The following is a 20,377-nucleotide window of genomic DNA, read 5'->3' as shown; positions in this document are numbered from 1 at the left end:
GTCAGGCTCCCGTCGCGGCGGCTTCGCCGTAGTAGTCGGTGTGGGCCTTGGTGATCGCGGTGACCAGCTGCCCGATCAGCAGGTCCCGGTTGTCGGCGGCGTACTGCAGGCTGTCCTCGCGGCGGCGGTTGCGATTCTTGAAGTGCGGGATCACCTCCGAGGCGAACAGCTCGTAGCTGCGCTTGGTGTCCTCCCAGCTGGCCATGTCCACGTGCAGCACGAGCATGGTGCCGAAGCCGCCGGTCTTCTCGATCAGCTTCTCGATGCGCTCGATGGCCTCGTCGGGCGTGCCGATGATGGCCTGCCCGAATTCGCCGAGGTTGTCATTGCGCCACTGGTCGATGATGCCCTTGGGCGTGTCGGCCCAGGCCGGGTTCTCGCCGGTCTGCCGGTTCACGTAGGCGGCCATGGATCCGATGCGCCGGCTCACCGCGCGCTCGGCCTCCTCGCGGGTCTCGGCGAGGAAGATCGGGTTGACCAGCCGCCACCGCGACCGGTCGGCGACGTGCCCGTGTTCGGCGCACGCCTTCTCGTAGACGCCCCAATTGCGGTCCAGCACTTCGAATCCCATGGGGGAGCTGGCGGCCAGTGACAGCAGCGACAGCCCGTGCGTGCCGGCCAGTACCGACCCGTTGGGGGAGATGGTGGAGGCGGTGGCGACCTCGATCCCGGCCGGGTCGTAGGTGGGCAGCTGGGCGCGCGCGTCGCGCAGGGTGAACCAGTCGGTGGTCATATTGACGACCTCGCCGCGCAGCAGCGCCAGAATCGCGTCCAGGGCCTCGCCCTGGCGGCGGCGCTGGTCGGAGGGGTTGATGCCCATCATGTGCGCGTCGAGCGGGATCTTGCCGGGTCCGGTGCCGAAGATGAGCCGGCCGCGGGTCTGCAGGTCGAGCTGGGTGATGCGGTCGACGGTGACCAGCGGGTGGTGGTAGGGCAGCGACATGACGCCGGTGCCGAAGCGCAGGCGTTCGGTGCGTTCGGCGGCGGCGGCGATGAAAACGTCGGGCGCGGGCACGATCTCGGCGCCGGTGGAGTGGTGCTCGCCCATCCAGGCCTCGTCGAAGCCGAGGTGGTCGAGGTGTTCCATGAGATCGATGTCGCGCCGCAGCTGGAGGGCCGGGTCGGCGTCGAGGGGGTGGTACGGGGCCAGGAACGCCCCGAACTTCATCGATTCAGCGGTCCACATGCGGGATCTCCTTACCCAGTGCGCCGGGCTTCGTCGCCCGGAGCGGTTCCCCGAGTAAACCTGGATCAAGTGATCCAGAAATGCGGTCGTCCCGGTGAGTGGGCATGATTCGAAAACTCAGGTGGAAGCACTGATCGCGCCCCGATAATGGGCGGTTTCGGCGTCCGGAAATCGGTCTGTCGATCCAGTTGTGCACCCCGTGCTGACGGGCCCGCCGCGCCGATGTGCGAAGCTCGTGGCGTGACCGTCCCGATGCAGAACCGCCAGGGCAATGCGACCCGCACCCGGCTGGTGAAGACCGCCGAGCGCCTGTTCGCCGCCCAGGGTGTGGACGCGGTGTCGGTGCGCGCGGTCAATGCCGCGGCGGGTCTGGGTCCGTCGTCGGTCAACTACCACTTCGGCACCAAGGACGATCTGATCGCCGCGGTGCTGCTGGATCTGGGCGCCACGGTGCGTGACCGCATCCGCGCCAATGCCGACGCGCTGGCGGCGCGCCCGGAGCCGCCGACCGCGGAGACGCTGGTGCGCGCGGTCACCGAGCCCTATCGAGACCTGCTGCTGGCGCACCGGACTCGCGGCATGCGGTGGATCAAGATCGTCACCCAGCTCTCGCTGGTCTCGCATCCGGCGCTGACGACCGCCGAGCAGGATCTGCCCGATCAGTTGCACGTCCAGCTGCGCCGCGCCTTCCCGGGCTCGGATCCCGATCGCCTGGAAGCCCGCTGGGCCATTGCGCTCATGGGCTTCCTGCAGGCGCTCAGTCGTGCCGACGACTGGCACCCGGCCACGACTCCTCCACCCGCGCAGGAATTATCGGACTTGTACGAGGATCAGGTAGTTTTCCTCATCGGTGGACTCGATCGTCTGCTGAGCGGGACTGGCCGCTGACAGTTCGCGCCTGGTTTGTCCGTATGTCTGGACGTTAGACCAGGTTAGCTGTAGCGTCACTGGACGATTCGCGAGAGGCTTGCTGTCTGTCCTCTTCCGGTTCATGGGCGCGGCTGTGCCGCATGCCAATCCGTTGCTTGTTGGTCGACCGTTCGTTCGCCGTGCAGTCGGGGCGCGAGACTCGAACGGCTGAAGTGTGAGGGAACGTCGTTGTTCGCAAGATCCGCCAGGGCGGTGGTCCTGGCTTTGAGCATCCTGACCGCGGGGTCGGTGTGCGCCCCCGTATCGGCTCAACCCCTTTATCCCACACAGGATCCCGATCCTTTCTACAGCCCGCCCGCCGATCTGGGCGGTTTCGCGCCCGGTGACGTGGTCCGCACCCGGCGCATCGACCCGGGCCTGTACGTGGGCACCGACGGCTGGCAGGTCGCCTTCCGTTCCACCAATTCCCAGGGTCGGCCGATCCTGGGCATGACCACGGTGCTGATGCCCAAGGGCGTCAAGAACCCGCCGCTGGTCTCCTACCAGGCCCTGATCAATTCCCTGGGCTCGCAGTGCAACCCGTCGCGCTCGCTGTTCAACGGCGAACTGCAGGACGGCGCCGGCGCCATGCTGCCGATCGGGCGCGGCTGGGCCATCTCCATGCCGGACTACCTGGGCCCGAACGTGGCCTACGGCGCGGCGAAGCTGAGCGGCATGGTCACCCTGGACAGCGTGAAGGCGGTCCGCAAGGTCGCCGAGCTGGGTCTGGGCAATTCGCCGGTGGCGCTGGCGGGGTATTCCGGCGGCGGCATGGCGACCGCGTGGGCCGGGGCCATGCAGCCCGAGTACGCTCCCGACCTGAAGCTGGACGCCGTGGTGGCGGGCGGCATTCCGGCCGACCTGGAGCAGATGGCGCTGTCGCTGGGCTTCGCCCCGCACCCGGGCTTCGGCCTGGCCTTCGCCGCGGCCATGGGCCTGGAGCGCGAATACCCGGACCGCCTGCCGATCTCGGATCAACTCAATGAGAACGGCCTGTGGTTCCGCGAGTTCACCCACGATGCCTGCCGTCGCTTCCTGCTGTTCCACGGCATCTTCCGCAATGCCGAGCAGATGGCCGCCTCCAAGAGCCTGATGGACAGCCCGGTGGCGCACGAGGTACTGCGTGAGAACAGCCTGCGCTACGACACCGCCGTCCCTGGCGCCCCGACCTACTTCTGGCAGGGCCGGTTCGACGAGCTGACGTCGTTCGATCCGGTGGCCGAGGTGGCCGACCGCTACTGCAAGGCGGGCGCGCCGGTGATGTTCCGGCCCTTCGAGATCGCCGAGCACATGACCACGGCGGTGGCGGGTTTCCCGGATGCCTGGAACTACGTGGAGTCGCGTTTCCGCGGGGATCCGGTTCCGACCAGCTGTTGATGTATTAACCAATTGTGTGCTGCGCCACCCTGATTGCGTTGATCCAACGGAAGAGATGGATTGCTTCCCTTCTGAATTTCCGTTGGTAACAGCTTGATCCCGAAACTTGTCAAGCGCTGTTCCATCAGTTATTTCTAGATGGAAATAGTTAGCTGGCTCAACGCTGAGCCGTGTTTCAAGGGGAGAAGTCCGATGCGAATCCTGCTCGTGGCCGACGCTTTCGACAGCCTGACGCAGCGCATCCGGATCGAGCTGGCCGAGCGGGGTCATCTCATCGGGGTGGAATTGGCGCTCGGTGACGACGCGATCAGGGCCGGGGCGGCGGCCTTCGGGCCCGACCTCGTGGTCGGTCTCATGCTCGCCGAACCGGTCCCGGCGGACCTGCGCGCCCGGCACGTGGTGCTGGTCGTGCAGCCGGGACCGGAGGGCGATCACGGTCCGTCGTCACTGGATTGGGCGATCGGCACCAATGCCGCGTCATGGAGCGTCACCGTGCAGCGCGCCGGTGACGCGCCCGGCCTGGGTCCGGTCTGGGCATCGGAATCGTTCCCGATGCGCATGTGCTCCAAGAGCGAGCTGTACCGCACCGAGGTCGCCGACGCCGCGGTGGCCGCCCTGCTGCGCGCGCTGGACCGGTTCGAACAGCACGGCGCCGCACCGATCGACCCGCGCACCGAGGTGACCGCGCCGCCGCACCCGCGCTACGCCCAGTACTTCCGCCGCATCGACTGGGCCCACGACAGCACCACCACGGTGCTGCGCAAACTCCGTGCCGCCGACTCGAATCCGGGCGTGCTCGACGAGCTGTACGGCGGCGAGTACTTCCTCTACGGCGGTCATCTGGAGGACCGGCTGCGTGGCGTTCCGGGCACGGTGATCGCCACCCGCGACGGCGCGATCTGCCGCGCCACCGTCGACGGCGCGGTGTGGATCCCGCAGCTGCGGGCCCACCCGCATCCCGACGGCCCGCCGACGTTCAAACTGCCCGCCACCGACGTACTCGGCCCCGAGTTACTTGCCGATATTCCCGACGTGCCGGTGAGTCCCTGCGAAGCGGCCGTGCGCGTCACCTGGTCGGAACTGCGCTACTACGAATACGACGAGGTCGGCTACCTCGGATTCACCTATGCCGGTGGCGCTCTGAGCACCCGCCAGTGTGAACGCCTGCTGGCGGCCTACCGTCAGGCGTGCACCCGCGCGGTGAAGGTGCTGGTCCTCGGCCCGGCCCGAGACTTCTTCTGTAATGGCATCCAGCTCAATGTGATCGAGGCGGCCCCCGATCCAGCCGCCGAATCCTGGCGCAATATCAACGCTTTCAACGACCTCGTCGAGGCCGTCCTGACCACCACCGACAAGCTCGTGATCTCCGCGCTGCCCGGTAATGCCGCCGCCGGCGGCGTGATGCTGGCCCTGGCCGCCGATGAGGTCTGGTGCCGTGAATCGGTGGTGCTGAACCCGCATTACCGGGTGTCGGGCCTGCGCGGTTCGAAGTACTGGACCTACACCCTGCCCCGCCGGGTGGGCGCGGTGTGCGCCGATCGCCTGACGGGAGAGGCGCTCCCGATCGGCGCCCGCGCCGCCGCCGCGCTGGGCCTGGTGGATCACGCGGTGCCCGGCGATCCCGCGGAGTTCCGCACCTGGGTCCGGCACGCGGCCGCCGCCCTGGCCGCCGACCTCGACCTGCCCGCCCGCATCCACGAGAAGCAGCGCCGCCGCGCGGCCGACGAGGCGGTGAAACCGTTGGCGGCGTACCGCTCCGAGGAGCTCCGACACCTCACCGAGGAGGTGTTCGATCCCGCCTCGCCGTTCCACCGCCTGCGCCACGAGTTCGTGACCAAGTCCGGCCCGCCGAGCACCCCGGCCTACCTGCTCGGGTAGGTCAGGCGGCCAGTCGCAGCACCAGCGCCCCGGCGATGATGGACCCGAAGGCGATCACCTTGGGCGCGTTGATCTTCTCCTTGTAGATGAGCGCGCCCAGGACGACGGTGCCGATCGAGCCGAGGCCCGTCCAGATCGTGTACCCCACCCCGACATCGAGGGTGCGCAGGGCGAGACTGAGCGTGTAGATTCCCGCCGCCGCGGCGGCCAGGGTGAACACCGACGGCCACAGGCGGGTGAACCCCTTGGTGGCATTGGTGCCGAGGGCGAAGGCGACCTCGAAGACGGCGGCGATGAGCAGGTATACCCAGGACATGACGGTTCTCCTCGAAAAGGGTGGAGCGGGAACGTGAGTCGTCGGAATCAGGCGGGAGCGCCGGTGAGCTTGTCGGCGATCTTCAACCCCAGGACGCCGCCGATGATGAGCACGAAGGCCAGGACCTTGGCGAGGGTGAACTGCTCGCCGAACACCACCGCCCCGAACAGCACGGTGCCGACCGACCCGATGCCGGTCCACACCGTGTAGCCGACGCCGACGTCGAGGGATTTCAGGGCCAGGCTGAGGAAGAAGATTCCGCCCGCGGCGGCCGCGGCGGTGAGCAGGGACGGGCCCAGGACGGTGAACCCGTGGGTGGCGTTGGTCGCCAGCGCGAAGACGATCTCGAATACGGACGCGATCAGCAGATAGACCCAGGCCATGGGAGCTGCACCCCTTCATGTGATTGTATGTACGTGCAAGTAAATGCTCGCGAAGAAGAGCATGCATGTACATGTAAACTTGTGTCAAGCCCCGGTGGCCGACGTCTCGTCCGGCCACCGCCAGATCGAGGGAGTGAGTCGATGCCGTCGCAGGCCAAGAGCGTGAAAACCGGTGCGGACGCCCAACTCTGGAACCGCATGCTGATCCTGCACGCGCAGGTGGAGAGCCGCCTCGCGACGGCCCTGCAACGTCGCCACGGGCTCGGACTGTCGGAGTACCGGGCGCTGAGCTTCCTCGATCAGGCCCCCGACAGCGAACTGCGCATGCAGGAACTCGCCGACAAGCTGGGCCTGAACCAGAGCTCGGTGACCCGGCTGGTCAGCCGCCTGAACGCGGCCGACTTCACCTACCGCGACCTGTGTCCCGACGACAAGCGCGGGGTGTACACCGTGCTCGCCGACGCCGGGCGCGACCGCTACCGCGAGGCCCGCACCACCTACGAGGACACCCTCGCCGCGGCGTTCGCCGAGGTCGCGGCGGGCGACCCGGCGATCGCCGCGATCCTGGCCGCCGCCCGCGCCGCGCACTGAGCCGGGCGCGGCGCGTAACGGGCGGGCTGCGTCAGAGTGCTTCCAGGATCATGGCATTGGCCTGACCGCCGGATTCGCACATGGTCTGCAGCCCATAGCGGCCGCCGCGTTCGTGCAGCGCGTGGACCAGGGTGGCGGTGAGCCGCACCCCGCTGGCCCCGAGCGGATGCCCGAGCGAGATCGCGCCGCCGTGGACGTTGACCCGGTCGAGGTCGGCCCCGGTTTCGCGCGCCCACGCCAGCACGACGCTGGCGTACGCCTCGTTGATCTCGATGAGATCGATGTCGTCCAGCGTCAATCCCGTTTGTTTGAGCACCTTCTCGGTGGCGGGCACCACGGCGGTCAGCATGAGGAACGGGTCGTCGCCGACCGCGATGTGGCTGCGAATCCGGGCCAGCGGGGTGAGCCCGAGCCGTTTGGCGTGCTCGCTGGTGGTGACCAGCACCGCCGCGCTGCCGTCGCCGAGCTGGCTGGCATTGCCCGCGGTGATGTGCCAGGCGATCTCCGGGAAGCGTTGGGCGATGGCGTCGTTGTAGAACGACGGCGACAGCGCGCCGAGTCCGGCTGCGGAGGCGTCGAACCGGATGGTCTCGTCGCGGGCCAGGCCATTGATCGGCGGGGTCAGTTCGGCGTCGAACCCGCCGCGCTTGGTGGCCTCGGCGGCGCGGCGGTGGCTCTCGAGCGCGTAGTCGTCGAGCTGGCCGCGCCCGAATCCCCATCGCGCGGTGATGAGTTCGGCGCTGATGCCCTGCCACGGCACGCCCTGCGGATAGCGTTCCAGGAACGCCGATCCGGTGAGGTTGTCCACGTCGAGCAGGCTGGTGCCCATCGGGATCCGGCTCACCGACTCCACGCCGGTGGCCACCACCAGATCGCAGTCCCCGGCGATGACCGCGTGCGCGGCGAAGCGCAGCGCCTGCTGGCTGGCGCTGCACTGCCGGTCGATGGTGCTGGCGGGCACCGATTCCGGGAACCCGGCCGCCAGTGAGGCGCGCCGGGTGACATTGGTGGCCTGTTCGCCGACCTGGCTGACCACGCCGCCGATGACCTCGTCGATCAGCGCCGGATCGATACCCGCCTGTTCGACCACGGCGCGCAGGCTGTGCGCCATCAGGTCCACCGGGTGCACGCCGTCGAGCGCGCCGCCTTGTTTTCCCCGTCCGATCGGCGTGCGTACCGCCGCGACGATGACCGCGTCACGCATCACGGGATCCCCAGCACCCGGCGCATGGTCGCCAGCTTGGCCGAGGTCTCGGCGAACTCGGTGTCGATCCGGCTGCGCGACACCACGCCGCCGCCGGTGCGCAGCGTGAGATCGCTGCGGTGTGAATCCAGTTCGAGCCCGCGCAGCGCCATGTGGAACTCGCAGTCGCCGGTGCTGTCGATCCAGCCGACCAGGCCACCGTAGTAGGCGCGGGCCGGTTCGTAGTCGGCGATCATGCGCCGCGACCCGGTCTGCGGCACCCCGCACACCGCGGGGGAGGGGTGCAGCGCGGCGACCAGCTCGGTCACTGGGATCTCGGGGTCGAGCAGGCGGGCCGTGATGGGGGTTCCCAAGTGCCACAGGCCCGGAGCGGTCACCAGTTCGGGATCGTCGGGATAGTCGAGGTCGGGGCAGAACGCGGACAGGCCCTTCACCATGAAGTCGACCAGGTGCCGGTGCTCGGTCAGGTACTTGTCGTCGAAAAGCAGGGCGCGGGCACGTTCGCGGTCCGCGGATTCGGGCAGCCGGGTGTCGCGCAGCACGGTTCCGGCCAGCGGCGTCATGGTGATGGTGGCCCCGGATTTCGCCAGGAACAGCTCCGGGCTCGCGCCCATCGTGTACACGCCGGGATGGTCGAGGTGTTCGACGAAGTAGCTGCGCGCGTTCGGGTACAGCTCGGTGATCCGCGCGAACAGGGCCAGCGGATCGACCACACCGTCGTAGAAGTAGCGTTCGCAGCGCGAGATGACGATCTTCTCGAGCTCGGGTTCGGCGGCGCGCAGCAGGGTCAGCGCGTCGTCGATGTGGCGCAGGTAGTTCGCGATGGCGGCGTCGTTGAACTCGACGTCGGCGCGGAACTCCGGACGCCGGCCGGGCAGCCGCGGGCTCGGGCGGTGCTCGGCGGTGCGCCAGCCCAGGTACAGCGAGGACTCGGCGAGCTCGGTGTCGAAGGGGATCGCGCCCGCCACCACATTGCCGTACGCGCCCGCCCGCACCGCGGCCTCCGCCTCGGCGAGATTGTGATAGCAGATCAGCGGCCCTTCCAGGCCTACCGGGCCGTTCGCGCCGGCCAGGCGGAATCGCACGGGATCATGCATGGGAGTGCTCCGATTCGGTGGTGGTCAGTCGGTCGCGCACGGCGCGGCGGTCGATCTTCTGGTTCGGCAGCAACGGCAGCTCGGCGCCGAGGACGAAGCGCTTGGGCACCGCGGCCCGGCCCAGCCGCTGCCGCACGCGTTCGCGCAGCGGCTCCAGGTCGGGGTCCGGAATCGATTGGCGGGTCACGAGATACGCGCCGACGAGTTCGCCCCACTCGCGGTCGGGCACGCCCATGACCACCGCGGACTCGATCCACGGCACGCCGGTCAGGGCCTGTTCGATTGCGACCGCGGATACCTTCACGCCGCCGGTGTTGATCAGGTCGTCGACGCGGCCGGTGGGGACCAGCAGCTTCTGCGACCAGTGCCCGCGGTCCGAGGTGCGGTACCAGCGGGTGCCGCCCTCACGGTAGAAGGGCTGCTCGCCGGTGGCATCGAGATAGCCGTCGGCGACCACGCTGCCGCCGAGATGGATTATGCCGTCGATGATCTCGACCCGCACACCGCGCAACGGCGTGCCGTCGTAGACACAGCCGCCGCAGGTCTCGGTCATGCCGTAGGTGACCACGGCGTCGGTCAGCTCGCGCAGGGCCCGGCCGGTCTCGTCGTCGAGACGGGCGCCGCCGATCAGAATCTTGTCGAAAACCGCCAGGGCGGTACGGGATTCGGCGTCGGCGAGCAACCGGGTGACCTGGGTGGGCACCAGCGAGGTGTAGCGGCGACCGGCGGGCAGCCGCCGGGCCGCGGCGGCGAACGCGGCCGGATCGAAGTGGCCGCCGGGCAGCGTCGTCACCCGGGTGCCGCCGAGCGTGGCCCGCGAGATCACCTGGAAGCCCGCGACGAATCCCGCGGGCAGGCACAGCAGCCAGTCGCCCGCGCCGCCGAGCCGCTCCGAACTCGCCTGCGCCGAGGCGGCCAGGGCGGTGCGGGACAACAGGGTTCGCTTGGGGACGCCGCTGGACCCGGAGGTGGACAGCACCACCGCGGTGGAGGCGGGCACGGTCGGCGGAAGTCCGTGTGCCTGAACGGGATCGGTGATCGGGGCGATGGCCTCGCCGCCGCGGTACGCGAGCTCGATGGCACGGTGGACGGTGTCGACCGCGGCGTCGGGATCCTCGGGCACGAGCAGGGGAGTCAGCGGTATGGCCTCGGACGGGTGTGACATCAGGAGTGCAGCTCCAGCTCGAGATTCAGCGCCGAGACGGCGGTCGCGTCGAACGCCGCCTCCACCGCCTGGCGGGTGCGGGCGTGCACATCACGCAGATCGGTTCGGGTTACAGGGATTTCGAGTACCGACAGTCGACCGGACCGCTGGGCGTGACCCAGTGACGCGGGCAGATCGTCGATCTCGACCGTGGCGTGCGCGACGTCGTAGGCGCGGCACAGGTGAGCGATGTCGATGTTCTGCGGCGTCCCGTAGATCCGTTCGAAGGTGTCGCCGTAGGGTTCGCGCTTGTAGCGGGCGTCGCCCTGCTCGAGCAGGGCGAAGATGCCGCCACCGGCGTCGTTGGACACCACGATGGTCAGGTTCGCGGGCACGCGTTCCAGCCGCCCGGTCTGCAACCCGGACGCGTCGTAGGCGAAGGTCAGGTCGCCCAGCAGCGCGACGACCCGCCGATCGGGGTGGGCGAGCGCGGCTCCGATTGCGGCACTGACGTTTCCGTCGATACCCGCGACCCCGCGATTGGACAGCACGTCCACGCCGGGCGGGATCGGGCCGGTCAGCGAGACGTCGCGGATCGGGTTGGACGCGCCGAGCCACAGCAGGTCGCCGGGGCGCAGGGCGCCGAGCACCGCGTGCGCCACGCCGACCCCGGTGCGGCGGTTGGCGGGCTCGGCCATGGTCCGAGACCAGGCCTCGCGCACGGTCTCGTCGGCGTGGCCGAGTTCGTCGATCCAGTCCGGCGCCAGGGTGCCCGTCCAGCGCGGATTCCGGGACAGCAGTTCGATATCCGGCGCGGCGTAGAGCCAGTCGCCGCCGCCGGCGACGAGCACGGTGCGCACGCCGGGCCGGGCGAGCAGGCGGCCCACATTGCGGTGCAGGGTCGGACGGCCGTAGACCACGACCTGCTCGGGCCGCACCTGATCGAGAACCCAGGGGTGCAGACGCTGCCGGTCGCCGACCGCGACGGTCGGCTCGGCCATCACCGGCACCGGCGGCAGGGCGGCCGGATCCGCCCCGTCGCCGGCGATGACCAGGGTGGACCGGCGCAGGTCGAGCTCGACCACGTCCGGGTGCGCCGGACCCGGGATCTCGGGCATGGCGATCCATGGGGCGCCGCCGGGACGTCCTGCGGGAGAAGTGGTTTCGGGCTGCGGGGGCACGCCCGACGACAGCGGCACGTCGATCTGCACCGGGCCGGGACGGCCGACCAGCTTGCCGGTGCCGATGCCCAGTGTGCGGCAGACCTGCGACCGCAGGACGCCGTTGGCGGTCGCGTCGACCGCGCCGCCGGACCAGGTCTGCTGCACGTGACGGGTCTGCGAGGCGAGCAGCGCGGTCTGGTCCACGGTCTGCGACGCGCCGGTGCCCAGCACGTCGGGCGGGCGATTCGCGGTCACCAGCACCAGCGGCAGATCCGAGTAGTTGGCCTCGGTGACCGCGGGCAGCAGGTTCGACACCGCCGTGCCGGAGGTGGTCACCACGACCGCCGGACGGCCGGTCGCCTTCGTGATCCCCAGTGCCACAAAGGCTGCCGAGCGTTCGTCCAGCCGGACCTGGAGTTCGATCTCTCCGGCCCGCGCGCGCCGCGCCAATTCGAATCCGATCGGGCCGTTGCGAGACCCGGGGCAATACACGAACCAGTGCACGCCATTTCGAATGAGTTCATCGATGACAACGGCCGAGATCACCGCTGGCATGAGGTATTTCCAAACTGAAATGATGTCGTCCCGCGCGAATGCGGAACCTTTTGAAAAATAATCACAAAACAACCCCGACAGCGCGACCCCGACAATTATCCGCTGTTGGTCAGCTGACCCGCAACGCCATGGCAACACGCTATCGGGACGTGGCAGATGCTGTCAATGTGAGCCTTCGCTCTCAACAGCCTTGCAGCTCAGAGCGATTCGGCCACTCTCCGGGGGTGTGATCTGGGCGGGTGGACAGACTTGTCTGTCAATGCCGTTGTCGCGCTGCCGTAAGCCAGATTTGTCTGTCCCGGCAGCGCGTATTCACTCGGCTACCACGCCACCGGAAGCGACTTCGGGCCGCGCAGCAACATGCCGGTCTTCCATTCGACATCGGCCGCCGAAATCGCCAAGCGCAATGTCGGATATCGGCGCAGCATCGCGGTCAGCGTGACGTCCAATTCGAGTCGGGCGAGCTGCGCGCCGACGCAGTGATGGAATCCGTGACCGAAAGTCAAGTGCGAGTTGTGATGCCGGGAAAGGTCCAGGGTGTCGGGCTCGGGGAACACCGTCTCGTCGCGATTGGCGGCCTGCAGGTCGACGAAGACCGACTCCCCGGCCCGGATCAGCGTGCCCGAGAGTTCGACGTCCTCGGTGGCGATACGGGGGAACGCGCCGCCGTTGCCGACCTGGATGTAGCGCAGCAGCTCCTCGATGGCGGTCGGGACCAGTCCGGGATCGGCGTGCAGGCGTTCCCATTCGCCGGGTTCGGTGAGCAGCACGTAGGTGAAGTTGGCGATCTGGTTCGCCGTGGTCTCGTGCCCGGCGACCAGCAGGGTGATGCCGAGGGTGATGAGCTCCTCCTCGCTGAGCCGGTCCTCGTTGTCGCGGGCCGCCACCAGCGCGCCCAGCAGGTCGTCCGCCGGTCGCTCGCGGCGCACCGCGATCTGCTCGGTCAGATACCCCGCGACGGCCGCGTAGGCCATCGCGCGCTCCATATCGCTGACGGCGGTGGTGGACATGATCGCGTCGGAGAAATCACGGAAGCGATGCTGGTCTTCGGCTGGGACACCGAGCATTTCGCAGATGACGGTGACCGGCAGCGGCAACGCGAGCGCCGCCACCAGATCGGCGGGGGAGCCCGCGGCCTCCATGGCGGTGAGCAGGTCCTCGACGATGCGTTCGGCGCGCGGGCGCAGCTGCTGGACCCGGCGCGAGGTGAAGGCGGTCATGGTGAGTTTGCGGAGCCGGGTCAGCTCCGGCGGGTCCATGCTCGTCGGAATGTTCGGCAGCGCAGGGGTTTCCCGCACCCGCGGCACATCCAACCGCCCCACGGTGGCGGCACGGCTGAAGCGGGGATCGCTGAGCACCGAGCGCACGTCCGCATAGCGGGTGACGAGCCAGGCCTCGCCGCCGTACGGCAGCAGGATGCGCGAAATCGGTTCCTCGCGTTGCAGTTTCGCCGCGAGCGGCGGCGGATCGAGCCGGACCGGCTCCCCGAACGGGTAGGTGCGGGCTTCGGTGTGTGCGGTCACGCGGTACTCCCTGTTTTTGGGACGTGACCTTAGTTGTCCGCACACCTTCGCGCCTCGCCGAACGACGTCTCGCTGCCTGATCGGCTCCGGCCGCGACCATAGACTCGGCCACGGCGCGAACCACGGCCGCGCGGTCGTCCCCTGCGAAGGAGTGTCGCTCGTGAACATCGATCTGACCGGCAAGACCGCACTCGTCACCGGCTCCACCCAGGGCATCGGGCTGGCCATCGCCGCCGGACTGGCCCGGAGTGGTGCGCGGGTCGCCGTGAACGGCCGCACCGCCGACCGGGTCGAGTCCGCCGTCGCCGAACTGCGGATCACCGGGGCCGACGCGCACGGCGTCACCGCCGACGTCGCCACCGCCGAGGGCGTGGATCGGCTGCTGAACGAACTGCCCGCCGTCGACATCCTGGTGAACAATCTCGGGATCTTCGGAGCCGTGCCCGCCCGCGAGATCACCGACGCCCAGTGGCGCGCCTACTTCGAGGTCAATGTGCTGGCCGCGGCCCGGCTGATCCGCACCTACCTGCCGGGCATGATCGACCGGGGCTGGGGCCGCGCACTGCAGATCGCCAGCGACTCGGCCATCGTGATCCCCGAGGAGATGATCCACTACGGGGTGTCCAAGACGGCGCTGCTGGCGCTGTCGCGCGGATTCGCGAAAGACGCTGCCGGAAGCGGGGTCACGGTCAACTCGGTCATCGCCGGGCCGACCCACACCGCCGGGGTGGAGGACTTCGTCTACCAGCTGGTGGACCCCGAGCTGCCGTGGGATCAGGCGCAGCGTGAGTTCATGCGCGCCCACCGGCCGCAATCGCTGATCCAGCGACTCATCGAGCCCGAGGAGATCGCGAACATGGTGGTCTACCTCAGCTCCTCGTTCGCCTCGGCCACCACGGGTGGCGCGCTGCGGGTCGACGGCGGCTACGTCGACTCGATCCTGCCGTAGACCGCGCGCCCGCTAGCCCGGCAGCGCCGCGAGATACGGGGCCACCAGCTCCCGCGCCCGCGCTTCGACCACCGTCGGCTCGGTGCCCGCCTCGACCATCCGGGTCGCGGCGTGCACGATCGCGTTCACCAGCTCGGCGGTGAGCTCCGGATCGGCCGCCCCCAGCTCCGCCAGCGCGGCCGTGAGCGGCGTGGTGAGCCCGTCGTGCAACTGCCGCGCGCGCCCGGCCATGTCGTTGTCCGGCAGGGCGGACGCGAGCGCCCGCGCCACCGCGTGCTCGCCCTCCACCACGAGATCGATATTGGCGGTGATGTATTCGAGCACCCGCTCCGCCGGAGTCGCGGCCCGGCCCATCTGCTCGGCGATGCGCGCACTCCACCGCGGGAACGCGTCCTCCATCACCGCGATCAGCAGATCGTCGCGCGACTTGAAGTACTGGTAGACGCTGGGCCGCGCGAGCCCGGTCCGGGTCGCGACCTCGGTCAGCGTGGGCACCTGCCCGGCCGTCAGCACATCCCTCGCCGCGTCGAGCAGCGCGCGCCGCTGGGCCGCGTGGTGTTCGGCGACGGTCGCCGCCCGGATCTTCGGCACAGCGCCGGGACCTCCTCGCCGGATCGGGTGAATGGTCCCGACAGTCTCCCATCCACCCGATCGGTCAGCGGCAGGTGACCGGTAGTTCGCTGAGACCGTGGATGACCAGGCTCGGCCGCCAGCGCAACCGCTCGCGATCCTCGACGGTGAGCGCGGGGAACCGGGCGAGCAGACGAGCCAGGGCGATATCGGCCTCGAGCCGGGCCAGCGGCGCGCCCAGGCAGAAGTGGGCTCCGTAGCCGAAAGCGATGTGGTGGTTGTCGATTCGGTCGGCGTGGAAGGTGTGGGGATCGTCGAAGCGGGTGTGGTCGCGATTGCCCGCGCCGAGGGCCACCATGAGCAACTCGCCGGCCTCGATGCGGACCTCGCCGAGGGTGAGCGGCGCCGTCGTGTAGCGGAAGGTCGCGATATTGACCGGGCTGTGGAAGCGCAGGACCTCTTCCCGGAAAGTCTTGGCGGCCACCGGATCCGTGGCGATCCGGGTCCGGGCTTCGGGATCGTCGGGCAGTTCGAGGACGCTGCTGCCGATGAGATTCACCGTCGTCTCGTGTCCGGCGACGAGCAGCAGCAGGGCATTGGACCGGAGCTCGTCGGAAGTGAGCCGATCGCCTTCCTCGGCCGCGCGGATCAGCGCCGAGAGCACATCGGTCCCGCCGTCGGCCCGGTGGCCGGCGATCAGATCGTCGAAGTACTTCGCCAATTGCGCATTGGCATCGGCCTTCGACTCGTGACTCCGCGCACTGACCATTTCGCTCGACCAGCGCTGGAAGTCGGAGCGGTCGGCGGCGGGCACGCCGAGCAGTTCGCAGATGACGGTGATCGGCAGCGGGAAGGCGAACTCCCGCAGCAGATCCACCGTCGTGCCGGGCGTGATGGCGTCGAGCAGTTGGTCGGCGATGGCGGTGATGCGCGGCGCGAGCGCGGCGACGGCGGCCGGGGTGAACGCCCGATCGACCAGCTTGCGCATCCGGGTGTGGTCCGGCGGATCGGCATTGAGCATGTGCTGTCTGTTGCCCGGATCCGCGACGGTCGCACCCGCCACCAGCCGATCGTCGTCGGCCACCGCTTGCAGGTTCTTGCTGACTGTCGGGGCGGTCAGCACCTGCCGCGCGGCAGTGTAATCCGTTACGAGCCAACCGATCACGCCGTGCGGGAACTGCACGTGATGGACCGGCCCGAGCTCGCGTAGCCGCGCGTAGACGGCGTGCGGGTCCTGGAAGAACTCATCGGTCAACACGATCAGCCGCTCGTCGATCAAGACAACCCCCGGAGGTGTATGCGTCCGTAGCGGAGAACCGGTCCGAGACGGGGACGGACCTGTCACCCAGGGTAGGCGCTGGCCGGCGGTTGTGGCGCGTTGCGGCGGGAATCGGACGCGTATGAGGCACGATGACGAGAATCGGTGATTGCTGAGTTGTTGCCAGTCCGTTCGTGGGAAGGCGGGATCGCTGTGATCAGTGCGGCCTCGGAGGCGGTTTCGGGCAACCCGGCCCCATTCACCTGGGTGACCGCGGTGTCCATGCTCGTGTTCTGCGCGATCCTCTGGGTGATCGTCGACTACATGCGGGTGCACCCGCGTCCGGCGACCTGGGTGTGGGGGCTGTCGCTGCTGACGTTCCCGCTGTGGATCTGGGGACCCGGGCGCGATATCGGGCTGGTGAACTGGTTCTCGTGGGCCAAGATCCTGTCGGTGCTGATTCCGCTGACCATCGTCGGATTGATGCGCGTCGCGGTGGCCGAGCAGCGGGTGGGGCGGTTCTGGGACCTCCTACGCAATCCGCGGTTCCTGTGGTTCCCGTACGCGATCCTGTTCCTCAATATCGCCGAGGCCACGCTGCGGGACGCGGAGATCGGGAACTACTGGAACGCGGCGGTGGGACTCGGCCTGTGCCTGACGATCCCGTACTCGCCGCGGTTCTGGGAGATCCTGCCGGGCCGCAATGCCGAGCTCGTCGCCTACACCACCATGGCGTGGAACTTCCTCTACACCACCTGGAATCTGTGTTTCACCTTCGGCGGATATCCGCCCGAGGAGGAGCATTTCGCGGCCAGCGTCTGCATTCTCGCGGTCGCGGAGATCTATCCGCTGGTGAAGCGGCGGCCCGAGCTCTACATCATGGCGCGCATCTACACGCTGCCGGTGCTGATGCTGGTGATCGCCATCTACAACCTCTTCCCGAAGGTGATGCCCTCGGACGGCTGGTTCGACAACGATGTCTGGATCGTCTGGGGCATAGTCAATTTCGTGCTCACCGTGCCGTACCTGTTCTGGTACACCTGGCAGCTCGAATCCGACCGGTCGTTCATCTCCTTCCGGCGCGGCAGGGCCCGCGAGGAGTTCGTCCGGCTGCACGGCGACACCATCGACCAGCTGATGGACATCAACCTCTCGCTCGACGCCGCCGTCGACAACCACGGCCGGACCCGTACCCGCGGACCACAGCCCCCGCGCCCCGCCCCGGCGTCGGAGGTCGGTGATCCGCGATGACCGCCGCCGACCCGGCCACCCTCATGCCCGCCGCGTTCCTTGGCCACGGCAGCCCGATGAACGCGCTGGAGAGCAACCGGTACACGCAGGCGTGGGAGGCGTTCGGCCGCAGCGTGCCCCGCCCGCGCGCCATCCTCATCGTGTCCGCGCACTGGTACATCAACGCGACCGCGGTCACCGTGATGCCGCGCCCGCGGACAATCCACGACTTCTACGGCTTTCCGCCCGAACTGTTCGCCGTCCAGTACCCCGCACCCGGGCTGCCCGCGCTGTTCGAGGAGGTCAGCGAGGCGGTCAAGCCGAACTGGGTCGGCGCGGACACCGACAGCTGGGGCATCGACCACGGGTCCTGGTCGGTGTTGCGGCACGCCTTCCCTGACGCCGACATCCCGGTCGTGCAGCTGAGCATCAATGCCGACAAGCCCCTCGAGTACCATCTCGAGCTCGGCATCCGGCTGCACGCGTTGCGCGAGAGCGGGATTCTCATCGTCGGCAGCGGCAATGTGGTGCACAATCTGCGCGGCATCGACCCCAGCCGACCCGACACCGGCTTCGACTGGGCCCGCCGCTTCGACGAAGCCGCCCAGAACCTCATGCTGAACCGGCCCGCGGACATCCTGGCGCTGACCGACCAGCGCGACTACTCCCTCGCGGTGCCGACCCCCGACCACTTCATCCCGCTGCTGTATCTCGCGGGATTGGCCGCCGCCGCGTCCGAGGACACCGAGACGCTGGTCGACGGTTACAGCTACGGCTCGCTGTCCATGACGGCCTATTCGCTCGGAATCTCTTGTCCCGGAGCCGATTCCGGCTCGGGCGGGGCCGCTGAACTGCCCGACGGCATCCCGGCCGACGGCACCAACAGCTGACCGGCCTCAGGCCAGCCGGGCGCGCGTCCGCAACGGCGGTTCGAGCGGCTCGGCCCCCATCGACCCGTCGGCGAACATCTCCGCGGCGGTGCGTCGGGCGGCGGTGAACACCAGCGGCGCGATCCGCCGCAGTTCCAGCTCGCCCCGGGTGGCCAGCGAGATCGCGGCGACCGGTCCGTCCGGACCCAGCACCGGCACGGCGACGGCGCTGATCCCCATCTCGCACGTGGTCCCCAGCGAGACCGCCAGCCCATTGCGCTGCCGCACCCGATACAGGTCGGCCTGGACCGCCCGCCGGCGCGCGATCGGCCGAACGGTGGAGCTGCGCAAGGGAAGTCGCAACACCCGGTCCGCGTCCTCGGGAGTCATCGAGGCCAGCAGCGCCAGCCCGCACACCGTCTGCGTCGCGTCCAGCCGCGCCCCGACCCGCGACGGAATGGACGCCGCGTGCGGTCCGCCCACCTTGTCCAGGTAGTGGACGGTATTGCCCTCGAGCACCGCCAGATGCGCGACGGCCCCGGTCGCCACATGCAGATCCGACAAGGCCGCCGAGGCCGCGGCCCGAATGTCCTCGAAGTCGGTGATCCGCGCGAGCCGCCGCGTCCGCGCGCCCAGTCGATACCCCTGCTCGTCGTGCACGAGCCACTGCAGTTCGGTCAACTGGCATGCCAGCCGGAAGGTGGTGGATCGCGGCAGCCCGGTCCGATCGGTGATGTCCTCGAGCCGCAGGCACTCCCGCCCACTGTCGAACGCGTCCAGAATGGCCGACATCCGCTCGATGACCCCGGAGCGCGATTCCCGAATGGCGGTGTCGCCGCCGACGGGCGGCTGGTCCGTCACCGTCATGCACTGTCCTCTCACCAAGCTTCGCTCCACCGCAGCGTACGACGCGGGCGAGCCGGGCGGAATACGAGCCGACCGATTGGTCCGGCCGAGGGATCAGTCGTGCGCGGTCGGCGCCGGCGTCTCCACGTCGTAGCGGCGGACGTAGGCGGACAGGAAGGCCTGCGCGGTGGCCGTGACCGGGATCGCGAGCAGGGCGCCGGTCGCGCCGAAGAGGGCAGCACCCGCCAGGACCGCACCGAAGGCGACCGCCGGGTGCATGTCCAGGGTGGTCGCGGTGATGCGCGGCTGCAGGACGTAGTTCTCGAATTGCTGGTAGACGACGATGAATCCGAGAATCCACAGCGCCGTGCGCGGCTCGTGGGCCAGGGCGACCATGACCGGGAGCGCGCCCGCGAGATAGGTGCCGACGGTCGGGATGAACTGGGAGACGACGCCGACCCACAGTGCCAGGGCGAAGGCGGACGGGATCCCGAGGACTCGCATGGCGGCGTAGTGCGCCAGGGCCGAGCAGGCCGCGAGCAGCGCGCGGGAGTACAGGTAGCCGCCGGTCTTCTCGACGGCGATGTCCCAGGCGCGCAACACATGCCGCTGGCGCTTCGGCGGCAGCAGCGAGCAGACCGTATTGCGGAAGCGCGGGCCGTCGGCGGCGAAGTAGAAGGTGAACAGCAGGACACCCAGACCTTGGAAGAGCACGCCGAGCGCGGTGGTGCCGATGCCCCACACATCGTCGGCGAGGTCCAGCGCCCAGGTCTGGAGCTTGGCGCTGAGCTCCGAGGTGCGGTCGGTGATGTCGGCGACCGAGAGGTCGGTGTGGAAGGTGTCGTTGATCCAGGTGACCACGCTCTGGGTATCGTGCGGCAGGTTCTCGATCAGCGAAGACACCTGCCCGACCACCAATTCGCCCATGGTCCAGACGAATCCGACCAGCACCGCGGTCACGATCGCGAACACCGCCCCCGTCGCCGCCCCGCGCTTCCAGCCGCGCGCGGCCAGCCAGTTCACCGCGGGTTCGATCGCGAAGGCCAGGAACAGCGACACCACCAGCACGGTCAGCAGCCCTTGCAGCCGGGTCAGCGCCCACAAGGTCACCACGATGCCCGCGACCGTGGCCGCCGCCAGCAGGTAGGCGCGCGGCAGCCAGGCGGGGACCACCGAGGCCACCAGGGCGTCGGGCCGGACGCCCGCGTCGTCGGCGTCCTGGACCTTCGCGGCGGTGTCCTCGGATTTCGCGTCCCGGGCGTTGGTCTCGCCGTCTCCGGCGGGGGATTTCTCAGCGGCCACACCGCCAACCTAGCGGCGACCCGCCCC

General features: G+C 69.1%; 19 protein-coding genes. 7 read left to right on the top strand and 12 right to left on the bottom strand.

The window, feature by feature from the left end:
* Position 1 precedes the first annotated feature (1 nt).
* Positions 2–1,186 carry an LLM class flavin-dependent oxidoreductase gene (locus ACQP06_RS22735; RefSeq protein WP_433666499.1) on the bottom strand — a complete coding sequence of 395 codons (1,185 nt, stop codon included), beginning with the start codon at positions 1,184–1,186 and terminating at the stop codon, positions 2–4.
* Positions 1,187–1,426: 240 nt separating this feature from the next.
* Between ACQP06_RS22735 and ACQP06_RS22730 the strand changes: the two genes are divergently transcribed.
* The 3 genes from ACQP06_RS22730 to ACQP06_RS22720 all read left to right on the top strand — a co-directional run bounded on the left by ACQP06_RS22730 (position 1,427) and on the right by ACQP06_RS22720 (position 5,350).
* Positions 1,427–2,074 (top strand): TetR/AcrR family transcriptional regulator, encoded by a 648-nt coding sequence (locus tag ACQP06_RS22730; protein WP_433666498.1) that lies wholly within the window; start codon positions 1,427–1,429, stop codon positions 2,072–2,074.
* 234 nt (positions 2,075–2,308) lie between these two features.
* A complete protein-coding gene (locus ACQP06_RS22725; RefSeq protein ID WP_357095774.1) occupies positions 2,309–3,472 on the top strand; it encodes a lipase family protein in 1,164 nt (387 codons plus the stop codon).
* A gap of 192 nt (positions 3,473–3,664) precedes the next feature.
* On the top strand, positions 3,665–5,350 hold the full coding sequence (locus ACQP06_RS22720) for an enoyl-CoA hydratase-related protein (RefSeq protein WP_433666497.1): 1,686 nt from the start codon (positions 3,665–3,667) through the stop codon (positions 5,348–5,350).
* A gap of 1 nt (position 5,351) precedes the next feature.
* Here ACQP06_RS22720 and ACQP06_RS22715 read toward each other — a convergent pair whose 3' ends face one another.
* Together ACQP06_RS22715 and ACQP06_RS22710 are read right to left on the bottom strand one after the other, a co-directional pair.
* Positions 5,352–5,666 (bottom strand): DMT family transporter, encoded by a 315-nt coding sequence (locus ACQP06_RS22715; protein ID WP_379104754.1) that lies wholly within the window; start codon positions 5,664–5,666, stop codon positions 5,352–5,354.
* Positions 5,667–5,713: 47 nt separating this feature from the next.
* Positions 5,714–6,049, bottom strand: coding sequence for a DMT family transporter (locus ACQP06_RS22710; RefSeq protein WP_433666496.1), 336 nt, complete (start codon positions 6,047–6,049; stop codon positions 5,714–5,716).
* 141 nt (positions 6,050–6,190) lie between these two features.
* Here ACQP06_RS22710 and ACQP06_RS22705 point away from each other — a divergent pair, with 141 nt between their 5' ends.
* Entirely contained in the window at positions 6,191–6,640 is a 450-nt protein-coding gene (locus tag ACQP06_RS22705; protein WP_433666495.1) for a MarR family winged helix-turn-helix transcriptional regulator, read from the top strand.
* Between the two features lie 31 nt (positions 6,641–6,671).
* Here ACQP06_RS22705 and ACQP06_RS22700 read toward each other — a convergent pair whose 3' ends face one another.
* The 5 genes from ACQP06_RS22700 to ACQP06_RS22680 all read right to left on the bottom strand — a co-directional run bounded on the left by ACQP06_RS22700 (position 6,672) and on the right by ACQP06_RS22680 (position 13,326).
* Positions 6,672–7,844, bottom strand: coding sequence for a thiolase family protein (locus ACQP06_RS22700; RefSeq protein WP_433666494.1), 1,173 nt, complete (start codon positions 7,842–7,844; stop codon positions 6,672–6,674).
* Positions 7,844–8,941 carry a chorismate-binding protein gene (locus tag ACQP06_RS22695; RefSeq protein ID WP_433666493.1) on the bottom strand — a complete coding sequence of 366 codons (1,098 nt, stop codon included), beginning with the start codon at positions 8,939–8,941 and terminating at the stop codon, positions 7,844–7,846. The genes ACQP06_RS22700 and ACQP06_RS22695 overlap by 1 nt, the downstream gene beginning before the upstream one ends.
* Positions 8,934–10,106: an AMP-binding protein gene (locus ACQP06_RS22690; RefSeq protein WP_433666492.1), complete on the bottom strand. Its 1,173-nt coding sequence runs from the start codon at positions 10,104–10,106 to the stop codon at positions 8,934–8,936. The genes ACQP06_RS22695 and ACQP06_RS22690 overlap by 8 nt, the downstream gene beginning before the upstream one ends.
* A complete protein-coding gene (menD, locus tag ACQP06_RS22685; protein WP_433666491.1) occupies positions 10,106–11,803 on the bottom strand; it encodes a 2-succinyl-5-enolpyruvyl-6-hydroxy-3-cyclohexene-1-carboxylic-acid synthase in 1,698 nt (565 codons plus the stop codon). Before menD ends, ACQP06_RS22690 begins: the two co-directional genes overlap by 1 nt.
* Before the next feature lie 320 nt (positions 11,804–12,123).
* Positions 12,124–13,326, bottom strand: coding sequence for a cytochrome P450 (locus ACQP06_RS22680; RefSeq protein ID WP_433666490.1), 1,203 nt, complete (start codon positions 13,324–13,326; stop codon positions 12,124–12,126).
* A 160-nt stretch (positions 13,327–13,486) separates the two neighbouring features.
* Here ACQP06_RS22680 and ACQP06_RS22675 point away from each other — a divergent pair, with 160 nt between their 5' ends.
* Positions 13,487–14,275 (top strand): SDR family NAD(P)-dependent oxidoreductase, encoded by a 789-nt coding sequence (locus tag ACQP06_RS22675; RefSeq protein ID WP_433666489.1) that lies wholly within the window; start codon positions 13,487–13,489, stop codon positions 14,273–14,275.
* A 12-nt stretch (positions 14,276–14,287) separates the two neighbouring features.
* On the opposite strand, the gene ACQP06_RS22670 is transcribed toward ACQP06_RS22675, so the two are convergent.
* Both ACQP06_RS22670 and ACQP06_RS22665 read right to left on the bottom strand, forming a co-directional pair.
* Positions 14,288–14,866 carry a TetR/AcrR family transcriptional regulator gene (locus ACQP06_RS22670; protein WP_433666488.1) on the bottom strand — a complete coding sequence of 193 codons (579 nt, stop codon included), beginning with the start codon at positions 14,864–14,866 and terminating at the stop codon, positions 14,288–14,290.
* Between the two features lie 64 nt (positions 14,867–14,930).
* Entirely contained in the window at positions 14,931–16,124 is a 1,194-nt protein-coding gene (locus tag ACQP06_RS22665) for a cytochrome P450 family protein (RefSeq protein ID WP_433666487.1), read from the bottom strand.
* 192 nt (positions 16,125–16,316) lie between these two features.
* On the opposite strand from ACQP06_RS22665, the gene ACQP06_RS22660 reads away from it, so the two are divergent.
* Both ACQP06_RS22660 and ygiD read left to right on the top strand, forming a co-directional pair.
* A complete protein-coding gene (locus ACQP06_RS22660; RefSeq protein WP_433666486.1) occupies positions 16,317–17,354 on the top strand; it encodes a hypothetical protein in 1,038 nt (345 codons plus the stop codon).
* A gap of 23 nt (positions 17,355–17,377) precedes the next feature.
* The gene (ygiD, locus tag ACQP06_RS22655; protein ID WP_433673407.1) at positions 17,378–18,223 is read left to right on the top strand and encodes a 4,5-DOPA dioxygenase extradiol; all 846 of its coding nucleotides are present in this window, start codon (positions 17,378–17,380) and stop codon (positions 18,221–18,223) included.
* Positions 18,224–18,229: 6 nt separating this feature from the next.
* Here ygiD and ACQP06_RS22650 read toward each other — a convergent pair whose 3' ends face one another.
* Together ACQP06_RS22650 and ACQP06_RS22645 are read right to left on the bottom strand one after the other, a co-directional pair.
* Positions 18,230–19,069: an IclR family transcriptional regulator gene (locus tag ACQP06_RS22650; RefSeq protein ID WP_433666485.1), complete on the bottom strand. Its 840-nt coding sequence runs from the start codon at positions 19,067–19,069 to the stop codon at positions 18,230–18,232.
* Between the two features lie 93 nt (positions 19,070–19,162).
* On the bottom strand, positions 19,163–20,350 hold the full coding sequence (locus tag ACQP06_RS22645) for an AI-2E family transporter (protein ID WP_433666484.1): 1,188 nt from the start codon (positions 20,348–20,350) through the stop codon (positions 19,163–19,165).
* Positions 20,351–20,377: the final 27 nt, after the last annotated feature.

The sequence above is a fragment of the Nocardia sp. CA-136227 genome, from assembly GCF_050955695.1.
Taxonomy (GTDB): domain Bacteria; phylum Actinomycetota; class Actinomycetes; order Mycobacteriales; family Mycobacteriaceae; genus Nocardia.
Note: the sequence above shows the minus strand (reverse complement) of the source record. Positions and strands in the feature narration are given on the sequence as shown.